This window comes from Micromonospora sp. LOL_025, from assembly GCF_048060285.1.
Taxonomy (GTDB): domain Bacteria; phylum Actinomycetota; class Actinomycetes; order Mycobacteriales; family Micromonosporaceae; genus Micromonospora.
On sequence record NZ_JBHMIR010000001.1, the window covers coordinates 431,044 to 444,042 of the forward strand.

A 12,999-nucleotide genomic window follows, 5' to 3' on the forward strand; every position below is an offset into this window, starting at 1 on the left:
GCAGCCGGACGGCCGGCCGCCCGGCTCAGATCGCGGCGAGGTGCGCGGTGTCGTTGACCGTGCGGACGGCGACGCCGCCGTCGGGCCACGTGTCGAGCACCGAAATGCCGGCCGCGTCCAGGAACAGCCGGTGCAGGAAGCCGTCATTGGCCGCGAGGGCGTCGCGCAGCACCAGCTTGATCGGCGAGACGTGCGAGACCACCACCACGGTCTCCCCCGGGTACGCCCGGCACAGCCCGTCGACCGCGCGGCGGCAGCGCTCGGCGACGTCGACGAACGACTCGCCGCCCGGCGGGGCCACCCGGGTCGAGGCGAGCCAGGCGTCCAGCTCGCCCGGCCACTCCTGGCGTACCTCGGCGAAGGTACGCCCCTCCCAGGCCCCGAAGTCGCACTCGATCAGGTCGTCCTCGCGGCGCACCGGCACGCCGCCGAGCGCCCCGGCGATCGCCTCGGCGGTCGCCGTACACCGGGACAGGGGCGAGCTGACCACGGCCGCGACGGTCGGGGCCAGCCCGGCCACCCGGGCGGCCGTGGCCCGGACCTGGGCCCGGCCGCGCTCGGACAGCGGCACGTCGCCGCGACCGGAGTAGCGGCGCTGCTCGGTGAAGGCCGTCTCGCCGTGCCGGACCAGGATGAGCCGGGTGGCGGTGAAGCTCGGACGCGGCTCCCAGGAGGCGGGGGCGGTGGCCGGGTCGGTGCCGGTGGCCGTCGCCGACGCGGCGCGGGCGGCCACCTCGCGGGCCCTCGCGCGGGCCGGCGAGTCGGGGCCGGCGACCTCGCGCGGCGGCTCCACGACGCGCGGCGGCGCGACGGCGGCCCGGGCCGGCGCCTTGCCGGCGGCGGCGTCCATGGCGGCGTTGGCGAGGGCGTCGGCGTGCCGGTTGCGCTCCCGGGGAATCCAGTGGAACCGGACGGCGGCGAAGCGGTTCACCAGCCCGGCGGCCTGCGCGGCGAGCGGACGCAGCCCGGGGTGCTTGATCTGCCAGCGGCCGCACATCTGCTCGACCACGAGCTTCGAGTCCATCCTGGCCTCGACCTCGGCGGCACCCAGCGCGGCGGCGGCCTCCAGCCCGGCGATCAGCCCCCGGTACTCGGCGACGTTGTTGGTGGCGACGCCGATCGACTCGCTCCGCTCGGCCAGCACCTCACCGGTGTCCGCGTCGCGGACCACCGCGCCGTAGCCGGCCGGGCCGGGGTTGCCCCGGGATCCGCCGTCGGCCTCGACGACGACCACGCGCGGCGCCACGGGCTACAGGCCGGACTCGTTGGTGCGGACCATGATCCGCCGGCAGTCCTCGCAGCGGACGACCTCGTCCGGGGCCGCCTTGCGGATGCGGGACACGTCGGCGCCGGAGAGCTCCAGGCGGCAGCCGCCGCACCGGCCGGCGGTCAGCAGCGCCGCGCCGAGCCCGGTGTCCTCGCGGATCTTGTCGTACAGCTGCACCAGGTCGGCGGGGAGGTCGGCCGCGAGCGGCTGGCGGGCGCCGCGCTTGAACTCCTCCTCCTTGGCGATCTCGGCCAGGCTCTCGTCGCGGCGCCGCTCGGCGGCGTCGCGCTTCTCCCGGACCTCCGCGAGCCGCTTCTCGACGCCGTCCAGCACGCCCTGGGCCGTCTCCCGCTGCTCCATCAGCTCCAGCTCGGCGTCCTCCAGGTCGCCCTGGCGGCGGTTGAGCGAGACCAGCTCGTGCTGGAGGGCCTCCAGCTCCCGGGCCGGGCCGGTGCCGGCGGCGAGCCGGGCCTCGTTCTTGGACTTGCGGGCCCGCACCTGGTCGACGTCCTTCTCCATGCGGGCGATGTCCCGGTCCAGGTCGTCGACCGCCACCTGGGCGCGGACCCGCTCGTCCTCCAGCGCGGACAGCTCCCGGGCCAGCGCGTCCAGCTCGGCCCGCTCGGGCAGCGAACGGCGCCGGTGGGCGAGCTGGGCGAGGGTGGTGTCGATCGCCTGGAGGTCGAGCAGGCGGCGCTGGACCTGGGGGTCAGCCTTCACGGTCGGGGCTCCTTGTCATCCACCGCGGGTGGGGCGGCGTGTACGGTCCACGGGTCGGTGGCCAGGTCGGACACCAGCGTCTCGACACCCGTCGCCTCCCGCAGGAGGACGGCCAGGTCGTCCAGCCACGGTCGTTCCGTCGCCCAGTGGGCGGCGTCGAGCAGGGCCGGGCCGTCGGCGGCCAGGTGCTCGCCGGCCGGGTGGTGGCGCAGGTCGGCGGTGAGGAACGCGTCCACCCCGACCGCGGTCGCGTCGGCGAGGAAGCCGTCCCCCGCGCCGCCGCTGACCGCGAGGGTACGAACCATACGCCCGGGATCCCCGGCGGCGCGAACTCCCCAGGCGGTGGGGGGCAACACGGCGGCGGCGTGCCGGGTCAGCTCCGCCAGCGTCATCGGCTCCGGCAGCTCGCCGATCCGGCCGATCCCCCGGCCGTCGCCGTGCGCGGGCGAGCCGGGCGCGGGCCGGTGCAGCGGGCGCAGCCCGGTCAGCCCGAACCGGGCCGCGAGGGCGTCGGAGACCCCCGGGGCGGCCACGTCGGCGTTGGTGTGCGCGACGTACAGGGCCACGTCGGACCTGATGAGCCGGTGCACGATCCGGCCCTTGTAGGTCGTGGGGGCCACCGAGGAGACGCCGCGCAGCAGCAGTGGGTGGTGGGCGACGATCATGTCGACGCCGGCGTCGAGCGCCTCGGCCACCGTCTCCGGCACCACGTCGACCACGCAGAGGACGCGGCGCACCGGGGCGCACGGCTCGCCGAGCACCAGCCCGACGCGGTCCCAGTCCTCGGCCCAGGCCGGCGGATAGCGCCGCTCCAGCTCGGCGACCACGTCGGCGACGGTCGGCGGGACTGCGTTGGTGCTCACGGCGGGCCAGCTTACCGGCGCGGGCCGTGGCCGGGGGTGTCGCCCACCGGGACGACGGCGTGTCCCGCCGTGGTCCCGGTGCGCCGGAAGGTCCCTGACTGACGTCGTACGCCGGCCAGGGACCTTCCGGCACGCGTCAGGCGACGGGACAGAGCCGGTCCCGTACGGCGGCCAGGCCCAGGGCCCACGGGAAGGCGTGCACGTGCCGCTCGCCGGTGCCCGGCGGGTGCAACGGGAAGACGTGGTCGCCGAAGAGCACCGTGACCCCCCACTCCGCGAGCCGGGCGATGCCGGCCCGGAAGGCCGGGTGGGCCGCCATCGCCGCGTTCGTGTACGGCACCGCCACCACCGGCACGCCCAGCCCCTGCGCCTCCACCAGCAGCCCGAGGGCCAGTGTGTCGGTGATCCCGGCCGCCCACTTGTTGACGGTGTTGACCGTCGCCGGGCAGACGATCATCGCGTCGGCCTGCGGCAGCACGTCGAGGTCGCCCGGATTCTTGTAGTGGGTGCGGACCGGATGGCCGGTCTGCCGGGCCAGCGCGGCCCGGTCGACGAACTTGGCGCCGTCCGGCGTGGTGACCACGCAGACGTCCCAACCGTCCTGCTGGGCCAGCTCGACGAGCCGGCCGACGTGGCGGGCCAGCGGCGAACCGCAGGCGATGACGTAGAGCACCTCGCGGCGCTCGCTGCTCGGGTGCGGGCCGGCCATCAGGCCGCCTCCGCGCTCATACCCCAACTCCCATGTGCTCAGCCAACTCCGCAATCGGAGAAGGCGGCGCACCACGTGTGCGACGCAGGACGTCCGACATCACCTCGTGGGCGATCGGCCGGCAGCGGATCTCCGACGGGGCGAGGCGGTCGCCGCGCAGCAGCATCTCGCCGGCGTTGGCCACGTCGCCGACCTGAGCGAAGCCCCGGGCGATGTCGAGCAGGTGGTGGGCCCGGCGCTCCGGCAGCAGCGCGTTGAACGACGGCTCCTGGATGCGCTGCTGGTGCACCTCCACCGCCCGGCCGCCGTCGCCCAGCTCGACCGCCGCCGCCGCCCGGTGCAGCTCCACGTTGGTCGGCCCGAACGAGGTCCAGTAGTGGTTGTGGTCGCCGCCCAGCAGGACGGCGGCCTCCTGGGCCCCGTTGATCAGGTCGCCGACCGTGGCGGAGTCGCCGATCCGGGCGGCGGCCATCGCACCCTGGAGCAGCAGCATCCCGTAGACCGACAGGAGGGCCGGGGACGCCTCGGTGCCGCTGCCCGGGGCGAGCCGGTTGGCGATGGTGACGTTGAGTTCGAGAGCGGGCCGGGGCCGACCCATCGCCACCAGCGCGTTGCAGACCCGGGTGGTGGCGATGCCGGCCAGCAGCGGGTCGTCGGCGCGCTGGGCGACCGCCATCGAGCGGTCGGCGGCCAGCCAGGCCAGGTCGCACTCGCCCAGCTTGCGCAGCACCGACGAGGCGATCTGGTAGACCTGCCCGAGCAGGTGGGCCGCCTCGCGGGCCTGGTCGCCGCCGTAGCCGGCGTCGGCGGCCTGGGCGTCGCGCAGCAGCTTCGGCAGCGCCCGGGTCAGCATCCCGTAGCGGCCGTACTGGTAGGTGAGCCAGGCGTGGTTGACGGCCTTGCGCATGTCGGCCAGGGGCGGCGGGCACGGCGCGGCGTCGAAGTACGCGCTCATCGAGTCGTACCGCTCCAGGGCCGCCCGGATCTCCTGCACCTCCACCTGGTCGATGCAGTTCAGCGCGTCCGTACGCCGCTCCGGGTCCTTGCCGAGCAGAAGTTGCACGTCGACCTGGAGGATGTCGGCGATCTCGTAGAGGACGGAGAACTTGTCCAGCCGGCGCACTCCGCGCTCGACCTTGTCGACCCAGCTCTTCGACTTGCCCAGCCGATCCGCGAAGACCTGCTGCGACATCTTGCGCCGCCCCCGCCAGTAGGCCACCCGCCGCCCGATGGGCAACTCGTCCATCCACCCGTTCCTTTCCCTGTGCCTGCTCGAGCGGACGTGCCGGCCGGTCCTGCCGGATGCGGCGATCGATCCGTACGTCTCAGGTTTTCGCTGGTCGCACAGCGTGTGCGTCAGCCGTACAGCCAGTTCTCGTAGTTTTCGTGCAAGTTGCATCAGCCGTTCGTCAGCTCAACGATCGCGGGTTACGGCAGTGACGGTGCTCGACATGCGACCTGGGCACCGGCCGGGGTCCGGCGAGGGGAGATGGCACATGTGGGGGAATGTCGCGCCGCGCGTCGTTCAACTGTCCCCGTTGGAACGGGTGCGGCTGCGCCGGGTGGCCGTGCGGTACGCGCTGCACGGCTGGGACGTCACCCCCGGCGCGTGCCTCGCCCGCAGCCGCTTCGTCTGCGGGCGGGCCGGCTGCCCGACGGTCGGCTGCCACCCCGCCCTGGAGAACTGGGAGCACGCGGCGAGCGCCGACCCGGCCCGGGTCGCGACCTGGTGGCGCAGCCGGCCGCACGGGGTGCTGCTGCCCACCGGGCGGGCGTTCGACGTGCTGGAGGTCCCCACGCACCTCGGCCGGCACGTGCTGGACGCGGTCCGGACGCACCCGGCCGGCGTCGGCGTACGCGGGCCGGTGCTGGTGACCCCGACCGGCCGCTGGATGTTCCTGGTCCGCCCCGGCGACCCGCTCCGCCCCGAGCTGGACCACTGCTTCCACGTGGTCCGGCACGGTCCCGGCTCCTGGATCCCGGCCCCGCCGACCCGGCTGCCGGAGGGCACCGTCCGGTGGGCGGTCGCACCCGAACAGGCCCGCTGGCAACTGCCCGACTCCTATCTGGTGCAGAACGCGCTGATCGAGGCCCTGCGGGCCACCGGGGTCACGGTCACCTCCGACCTGCTCCCCGGTCACCTGCCGCTGCCGCGCCGGGGCATGTGACGCCGCCTCGACAGCGACGCCGGAGGGCCGGCGCTCGTTGAGCACGGCGACGGCGCACCCGCGCCGGGAGCGGGGGTTACATGTCCACCGACGACACCGCGCGCCAGCCGGACGGCGCGGAGCCGCCGCCCCGGCACCGGCCGCGCCGCCGCTGGCCCGTCACCCGTCCCGTCGGCTCCCGCCCGGGCCGCCCCCGCCCCCTCGGCTCCCGCCCCGCCACGACCCGCCCCTTCCGCTGACCCTCAGCCCGCCAGGGGCAGGGCGGTGGAGTGCAGGAGGCGGGCGTCGTCGGTGACGATCGCGTGCTGGTGCCCCGGCAGGCCGTCCAGCCAGCCGACGCCGGCCGGGCCCATCGCGACGGCCGCGGTGGCGTACGCGTCGGCCAGCCCCAGGTCCGGCCCGACCACGGTCACCGAGCGCAACCCCCGGGCCGGTACGCCCCGGCGCGGATCGAGCACGTGGTGGCCGCGCTCGTAGACGCCGGACGTGGCCACGGCCAGGTCGGTGCCGGTGAGCACGAGGCAGGTGGACATCGCGTCCCACGGGTGGCGGACGCCGATCCGCCACGGTTGCCCGGTCGGGGAGTGGCCGCGTACCCGCACGTCGCCGCCGGCGTTCAGGCAGTGGTTCGCCGCCCCGGCCGCGAGCAGCCGGTCCGAGGCGACCTGCACCGCCCAGCCCTTGACGTAGCCGGACGGGTCGAGCCGCCCGGTGGCGTACGCGTCGAAGAAGCCGTCGGTGGCCTTCCACAGGTCGGCGCAGCACGCCAGCACGGCCCGCAGGTCGGCGCCGGCCCCGGAGAGCGGCAACTCGCCCCGGTCGACGCGGCAGACCTCGCTGTCGGCCCGGTACGTGCTGAACCGGGCGTCCACCTCGCGCAGCCAGGCGAACACCTCCCCGGCCAGCGCGTCCAGCTCGGCGGCGGGCAGATCGTCGGCGAGGTCGAGGCTGATCGCGGTGCCCATGACCTGCTCGACCCGGCGCAGTCCGGGCCTGGTCACCGGCGGACCCCCGTCCGGCCGCCGCCCCGCCGCCACCGGCACGTCAGTTCGCCCGGTCGATCGCGGCCTGCAACGACCTCTTGTACGAGGTGCTGGTGGCGGTCGCCCCGGAGACGGTGTCCACGTCGGCGCTCTGCCGCTGCACCACCAGCCCGGAACTGCCGCTGTAGCGGCCGTCGACCTGCTCGCTGCGCTGGTCGGACTGGGCGGTCTCCTCGGGCAGCTCCAGGGCCACCACATCGACGATCCGCGTCCCGGAGAGGGTGATCTGCACCTGCACGTTGCCGTACTCGTTCTCCACCACCGGCCCGGTGACGGTGCGGGTGGTCGGCGCGGGCGGCGGCTTGGCGGTGGTACGCGGCGCGGACGGCGCCCGGGTGGTGGCGCTGGGCCGGCTCGCCGGCGCCCGGGTGGCGGTGCGACCGGGCCGGGGGGACGCGCTGGTGCGGGCCGGCGACGGCGGGGCGGAGACCTTCCCGCCGCCCGGGGTCGGGCCGGCCGGCGCGGGCACCACCGGCGGAGGCGCCGCCGGCAGGTCCTGGGCGACCGGGCTGGTGCCCGGCGAGCCCTTCAGCACCACCATGGCGGTGGTGCCGGCCGCCAGGCCGGTGATCGCGAGCAGGGCGCGACGCATGGAAGCCTTCCTACAGCTCGAACGTGGCCAGGTGGATCTGCCGGCGGGGCACGCCGGCCTCGCGGAGCACCCGCAGCGACTGCTCGACCAGGCCGGGCGGCCCGCAGAGGTAGACGTCGCGCCGGGCGAGGTCGGGCACCAGCCGGCGCAGCCCGTCCGGGCTCATCACCTGGCGGGGGCCGGGATCGTGGCGGGAGCCGACGACGTACCAGATCGCGGTGTCCCGGGCCTCGGCGAGCCAGTCAAGCTCACGGTGCAGCAGCACGTCGCCCGGGGTGCGGGCGCGGTAGATCAGCGCGGCGCCGGGCGGCAGTTCCTCCAGCATCGCCCGGATCGGGGTGATCCCGCTGCCGCCGGCGATCAGCAGGGCCCGTTCGCGGGTCCGGTGGGCGGCGGTGAAGGTGCCCGACGGTCCCTCCGCCCAGACCCTGGTGCCCGGTTCGAGGTCGCGCAGGTCGGCGGTGTGCGCGCCGACCACCTTGACGGTGAGCCGCAGCCAGCGGCCGTTGGCGGCGGCGGAGACCGAGAACGGGTGCGCCTGCCACCAGCAGCCCCGGGCGAGGAAGCGCCAGCGGAAGAACTGCCCGCCCAGCAGTTCCAGCCGCTCCAGCCGGTCCCCCGTCAGGTAGATCGAGATCGTGTCCGGGCTCTCCGCCACCACGTCGGCGACCCGCAGCCGGTGCCGCAGGTTGAACGCCAGCGGCGCGACCACCCGGCCCCAGAGCAGGGCGGCGAGCACCAGCACGTACATCGCGATCCAGAAGGTGCGCACCGGGCCGGGCCGGAACAGCTGCGCGCCGTTGCTGAACTGGTGGGCGAAGCCGAGCAGCAGCACCGCGTAGCTCGACAGGTGCAGGGCGTGCCACAGCTCGTAGGGCAACGCGGTGCGGATCGCCCGGACGCTGGTGACGCCGACCAGCACCAGGATGCCGGCGGCGGCGAACGCGGAGACCATGTCCTCGTAGTCGCGCAGCAGCACGCCGGCCTCGGTGAGCACCGGGTTGTCCTCCAGGTCGGCGTAGCCGACCAGGATCAGCGACGCGTGCGCGAGCACGGCGACCAGCAGGGTGGCCCCGACGTCGCGGTGCCAGCGGGCGATCCGCTCGCCGCCGGCCCACCGTTCCAGCACCGGCAGGCGGCTCATCATCAGCACCTGCACGAGCAGCAGGTAGCCGGCGACCAGCCCGGTGATCCGGCCGGCGGCGGTGAGCGTGGCGGCCGTCGACCGCAGCGATCCGGCCGGGGTGTCCAGCCACCAGGGCAGCACGCTGGCGAGCAGGCCGACGACGAGCAACGCGGCCAGCAGCCGCCGGCCGCCGGGTCCGCGTCGCGGCGGCACCAGGGGGCGTACGTCCGCAGCCGGCCGGCCGCCGCGCCGGGACGGGGTCGTCCCGGCGCGGCGGCCGGCGGCGTGGGTGCGCGGGTACGTCACGCGTACAGCTTCATCGGGCGGTACTTCTGCCGGGGGAAGATCTTGTCCACCTCCGCGTTGGTGAGCCCGAAGCGGCCCTGCGCGACGGCTCCGTAGACGTTGAACATGTTGTTGTACTCGGGCACGTCGCCGGAGTCCAGGTCGTCCAGTCCGTTCCAGGTGCCCAGCAGCGAGCCGGCGAGCTTGCGGCCGGAGAGCAGGGTGACCACCCCGCCGTGGCCGTGGTCGGTGCCGCCGCCGTTGGAGGCGACCCGCCGGCCGAACTCGCTGGAGACCATGATGGTCACGTCGGCGGACTTCTCCCCCAGGTCGGTGAAGAACGCCGCCATGGCGCCGGCCAGCTCGTTGAGCCGCCGGTGCAGCTGACCGCCGTCGCGGGTGCCCTGGTTCTCGTGGGTGTCGTAGCCGCCCATCCCGACGGTGGCGACCCGGACGTTCGCCCCGCCCTTGATGAGCTGGGCGAGCTGCTGGAACGCGTAGCCGACGCCCTTGTACTCGACGCCCTCGGCCGCCTGGTACGGCTTCGCGGCGAGGCGCTGCGCGGTGGCCAGCGCGCCCAGGCCGTCCTGCACGGCCTCCTGCACCGGGTGGTTGATCCCGGTGAAGAGCCCCTTGATCGCCTTCTCGGTCGCGGCCCGGTACCGGTCGTCGCCGTTGAGCCGCAGCGAGCCGACGCTGTTGAGGGAGATCGCGCCGTTGTTGCCGACCAGCGACCGGGGCAGCGTGCTGCCGATGCCGACGCTGCGGAACGCGGTGCCCGTGCCGAGCGCGTCGACCAGGCTGTCCAGCCAGCCCCGGCCGCCGGTCTCGCTGGGCAGGCCGCCGAGGTTGCAGGCGTCCGCGGCCTGGAAGTGGCTGCGGGACAGCCGCTCGTCCGAGACCGCCGGGACGAAGCCGAGGTTGCCGCTCTTCAGCCACGGCTCCAGCGGCTTGAACGCGCTGGTCAGCTTGAAGCCCCGGCCCACCGCCAGGGAGTCGTTGCCGAGCAGCAGGTCGGGGCGGGCCTTGGCGAGCACCGGGTCGTCCGCCGGGGCGACCAGGCTCAGCCCGTCCAGCCCGCCGTAGAGGAAGACGTGGATCAGGGTGCCGGTCTTGGTGGCGGCGAACGAGGCCGAGGTGGTGACGAACTGGGCGGTCGCGAGGGCGGTGGCGGTCGCGGCGGCGCCGGCCACGAACGTCCGCCGGGTCACGCCGCGACCGTCCTGCTGGGCCTCCTCCAGGTCCTCCAGCCGCCGGTAGCGGTCGGCCTCGGCGGCGTTCTCGGCGGCGACGATGTCGGCCTCCGCGCGCAGCAGCGCCTCGGCCGGGTCGTCGGCCAGCCGCCGCAGGTCGGGGCATTCGGGGTGCAGGGGGAACGTGTGCACAGTCTTCTCCATCGGGTGCCTCACCGGAGGTGGTGCTGGGGGGAAGCGAGGATCGCCCGCGCTACGGCGGTGACGGCCCCGTCGAACGTGGCGTCGACCTTGTCGCCGGCCGACACGCCGGCCACGCCGAGGATCAGGGACCGCTCGCTGGCGCTCAGCTTCTGACCCACCAGGCGCAGGGCCAGCGCGTCCACGTACGCCCCGGCGGTGGCCGGGGGCCGGGCCACCAGCTTCTCGGGCGGGGTGTAGGTGAAGACGGTGCGCCGGCCGGCGAGCAGCTCGCCCGCCTCGTTCCAGCCGTGGACCATCGTGCCGGCGGAGGTCCAGGCCACGTAGACGTCCGGGTAGCCGTCGGGGGTGGGCTGGCCCATCGGGTACTGGCCCAGCTCGCGCATCCTGTCGTGGATCTGCCGCAGCCCCCGGGCGTACGGGGTGCGCTTGTTGTCGCCGTTGTCGTGCTTCGGCGACGCCTCCGGGGACACCCCGAGGGCCCGGTACGTGGCGACCAGGTACTCCATCGGCCGGCGCACCTTCTGGCCCACCGCCGCCCAGAACTCCGAGGAGCTGAACAGCGTCATCAGCACCGGCTTGATCATGCCCTTGTTCAGGCTGTACGACTTGGCCAGCCGCTCCACGAGGGACTTCGGCGGGGTGTCCGAGACGAACCGGGTGGCCAGGCTCTGCGCCACGTACCTGGCGGTGGACGGGTGCAGCGCGATGTAGGTGATGTACGCGTCGATGGCCGCCTCGGCCTTCTTCGGGTCCTTCGAGTTGTTCGCGTGGGTGAAGCCGAGGACCTTCACCTTGCCGACGTAGTGCCGCTCGGGGCGGAACACGTACTTCCCGTCGTTGACGCCCCGGCCGGTCTGGAGCAGGGCCGCCTGCCGGACGTCCTTCTCGGTGTAGCCGCCGTCGACGCCGACCGAGTACAGCTCCAGGTTCTCCCGGGCCAGGTTCTCGTTGACCGCGTCGGCGCGGGAGTCGTTCTGGTTGAGGTAGAGCAGCAGCGCCGGGTGCCGGTTCGCGGCGAGCAGCATCTCGGGGTAGCTGCCGAGGGCGTGCGCCCGGACGACGTCCCGGTCGAAGGACGCGCGGTACACCTCGCCCCCGTCGAAGTCCGCGGCGACGTGCAGGAAGTCGTTCCAGAAGTCGACCATGACCTCGAACAGCTGCCGCTTCGACCAGATCTGCCGGGCGATGGTGGCGTCCACCATCTCCTTCTCCGGCTGCGCGCCCCGCTCGTTGAGCTGGTCGCGCTGCTCGCGCAGCTGCGCGGTGCCCAGCTTCAGCGTCGGCAGGTCGGCGAGCTTCAGCTCGGCCCTCGTCGGCGCGATCTTGTCGGGGTCGAGCTGCCAGCGCAGCCAGCCGTCGATGCCCCGCTCCTTGATGTCGGCGACGACCTGCGGGGTGGCGCCGAAGGTGGCCCGCCGGGCCAGGTGCAGGACCGGGTCCTTGGCGAGCACCGTCTTGACGGTGACCTTGGTCTCCGCGGCGGCGGCGGCCGGCCCGGAGAAGGTGCGGCCGCCGGCCGGGGCGTTCTTCTTCAGCGCCTCGCCGGCCCGGGAGCCCATGTAGCTCTCGTTCTGCTCGGTGTAGGTGCGCACCGTGCTCGGCTGCTGGCCGCTCGGGCGGGCCGGGGTGCCGTCGGTGACCGTGGTGCCGGTGGCGTCGCCGGCCACGGCCTCGTCGCCGAAGAGGCTGCGGATCTGCGGGGTCATCGCCAGGGCGGCACCGCCGGCGACCACGGCCGCGGTGCCGCCGAGGGCCACGAGGGCCTTGCGGCGGCCGACCTTGCGGCCCGGCTCGTCGTCGTCCAGGTTGGGCAGTCCGGAGCCGGCCGACGGCGCGCCCGCCTGCCGCGCGAAGCCGTCCGGACCGACCCACTGCGGCCCGCGCGCGGCCGGGTGCCCGGCGTGCGCGTACTGCTCCCGCGGGTCGGCGGGGTGTCCACCCTGGTGCTGCGCGCGCGGGTCGTGGCCGTACGGGGTGGAGGGGTGGGTGTCGCGGTGACCGTCGGCGGCGGGGTACTGACGCCCGTCCCATCCGCGATCGTCCCGCGGTCGCCGTGGTGGCACATTCTGGTCGGCCATGTACCAATCCGTTTCTGCTGCGCCGCGACGACTGGCACCGGGCACGGGTGCAGGTGCGGCGACTGGTGCCTGAGGGGGTTGTCACCGGAAGGTAATGAAGGGTTCAGGTGCCTTCAAGCAGCACCGGAAGGCCCCAGGAGGGCACTTAAGGCGCCGCTCAGCGCGGGTCGGCGGCACCGGAACCCGGGGCGACCCGCCACGGACCTCGCGAGCAGGGCGTACGCGGCACGGCACGGGCCGGATCCGGCCATCGGGGCCGAGCCGGCGCGGGACGCCACTTTCATCGCCACAGGCAAATTTAAGGTTCGGCTAAGCCTGCGCTGAGGCGCTCCCCCGCTCGCCGCAGGGCCGGGGCGCGGCCGGAGGGGGCCCGCCCGGGCGGGGCGGCAAAGTAGCAGCAGGACGGGAGCGTGAGCCGCTGCCGCAGCGGGTATGCCGCCGAACCGCTGAACACGTGAGGGGAAGGCACATGCTCAGCAAAGAGGATCAGCGCAGGTTCGAGCAGATCACCCGTCAGCTCCGGGAGAGCGATCCGGCGTTCTTCGCCCGGCTCGACAACCGGGCCCGGGCCCGGCGCGGCCGTTGGCTGATGCTGTTGACGATCGTCCTGTGGGCCTCGCTGCCGGCGATGACCGTGCTGGCCGGGCGACTGGCCGGGGCCGTCTGCGCGGTGGTCCTGGTGGCCAACGCCGCGCTCATGTGGCGGTTCCGCCGCCGCTGGCTGTGACCCGGGGCCCCGTACCGTTCCGCC

At 74.6% G+C, this 12,999-nt stretch carries 13 protein-coding genes; 3 read left to right on the forward strand and 10 right to left on the reverse strand.

The window, feature by feature from the left end; genetic code table 11:
* Positions 1-25: 25 nt before the first annotated feature.
* From ACFHW0_RS02025 to ACFHW0_RS02045, 5 genes are all read right to left on the reverse strand, one after another.
* The gene (locus ACFHW0_RS02025) at positions 26-1,246 is read right to left on the reverse strand and encodes a bifunctional RNase H/acid phosphatase (protein ID WP_416605055.1); all 1,221 of its coding nucleotides are present in this window, start codon (positions 1,244-1,246) and stop codon (positions 26-28) included.
* A 3-nt stretch (positions 1,247-1,249) separates the two neighbouring features.
* Positions 1,250-1,987, reverse strand: coding sequence for a zinc ribbon domain-containing protein (locus ACFHW0_RS02030; protein ID WP_416605056.1), 738 nt, complete (start codon positions 1,985-1,987; stop codon positions 1,250-1,252).
* The gene (locus tag ACFHW0_RS02035) at positions 1,984-2,814 is read right to left on the reverse strand and encodes a Nif3-like dinuclear metal center hexameric protein (protein WP_416605244.1); all 831 of its coding nucleotides are present in this window, start codon (positions 2,812-2,814) and stop codon (positions 1,984-1,986) included. Before ACFHW0_RS02035 ends, ACFHW0_RS02030 begins: the two co-directional genes overlap by 4 nt.
* Before the next feature lie 172 nt (positions 2,815-2,986).
* Positions 2,987-3,559 (reverse strand): flavoprotein, encoded by a 573-nt coding sequence (locus ACFHW0_RS02040; protein ID WP_416605057.1) that lies wholly within the window; start codon positions 3,557-3,559, stop codon positions 2,987-2,989.
* A 16-nt stretch (positions 3,560-3,575) separates the two neighbouring features.
* Positions 3,576-4,805 carry a helix-turn-helix domain-containing protein gene (locus ACFHW0_RS02045; RefSeq protein WP_416605058.1) on the reverse strand — a complete coding sequence of 410 codons (1,230 nt, stop codon included), beginning with the start codon at positions 4,803-4,805 and terminating at the stop codon, positions 3,576-3,578.
* Positions 4,806-5,055: 250 nt separating this feature from the next.
* On the opposite strand from ACFHW0_RS02045, the gene ACFHW0_RS02050 reads away from it, so the two are divergent.
* Both ACFHW0_RS02050 and ACFHW0_RS02055 read left to right on the forward strand, forming a co-directional pair.
* On the forward strand, positions 5,056-5,727 hold the full coding sequence (locus ACFHW0_RS02050) for a bifunctional DNA primase/polymerase (protein ID WP_416605059.1): 672 nt from the start codon (positions 5,056-5,058) through the stop codon (positions 5,725-5,727).
* A gap of 80 nt (positions 5,728-5,807) precedes the next feature.
* The gene (locus ACFHW0_RS02055) at positions 5,808-5,966 is read left to right on the forward strand and encodes a hypothetical protein (RefSeq protein ID WP_158619084.1); all 159 of its coding nucleotides are present in this window, start codon (positions 5,808-5,810) and stop codon (positions 5,964-5,966) included.
* A gap of 3 nt (positions 5,967-5,969) precedes the next feature.
* On the opposite strand, the gene ACFHW0_RS02060 is transcribed toward ACFHW0_RS02055, so the two are convergent.
* The 5 genes from ACFHW0_RS02060 to ACFHW0_RS02080 all read right to left on the reverse strand — a co-directional run bounded on the left by ACFHW0_RS02060 (position 5,970) and on the right by ACFHW0_RS02080 (position 12,248).
* Positions 5,970-6,692, reverse strand: coding sequence for an FAD:protein FMN transferase (locus ACFHW0_RS02060; RefSeq protein WP_416605245.1), 723 nt, complete (start codon positions 6,690-6,692; stop codon positions 5,970-5,972).
* A gap of 79 nt (positions 6,693-6,771) precedes the next feature.
* Positions 6,772-7,362: an FMN-binding protein gene (locus ACFHW0_RS02065; protein ID WP_416605060.1), complete on the reverse strand. Its 591-nt coding sequence runs from the start codon at positions 7,360-7,362 to the stop codon at positions 6,772-6,774.
* A gap of 10 nt (positions 7,363-7,372) precedes the next feature.
* Positions 7,373-8,794, reverse strand: coding sequence for a ferric reductase-like transmembrane domain-containing protein (locus ACFHW0_RS02070; RefSeq protein WP_416605061.1), 1,422 nt, complete (start codon positions 8,792-8,794; stop codon positions 7,373-7,375).
* Positions 8,791-10,158 (reverse strand): DUF1501 domain-containing protein, encoded by a 1,368-nt coding sequence (locus tag ACFHW0_RS02075; protein ID WP_416605063.1) that lies wholly within the window; start codon positions 10,156-10,158, stop codon positions 8,791-8,793. The genes ACFHW0_RS02070 and ACFHW0_RS02075 overlap by 4 nt, the downstream gene beginning before the upstream one ends.
* 20 nt (positions 10,159-10,178) lie before the next feature.
* On the reverse strand, positions 10,179-12,248 hold the full coding sequence (locus ACFHW0_RS02080) for a DUF1800 domain-containing protein (RefSeq protein WP_416605064.1): 2,070 nt from the start codon (positions 12,246-12,248) through the stop codon (positions 10,179-10,181).
* 469 nt (positions 12,249-12,717) lie between these two features.
* On the opposite strand from ACFHW0_RS02080, the gene ACFHW0_RS02085 reads away from it, so the two are divergent.
* Positions 12,718-12,975: a DUF3040 domain-containing protein gene (locus tag ACFHW0_RS02085; protein ID WP_121400370.1), complete on the forward strand. Its 258-nt coding sequence runs from the start codon at positions 12,718-12,720 to the stop codon at positions 12,973-12,975.
* The last annotated feature ends 24 nt before the right edge of the window (positions 12,976-12,999 follow it).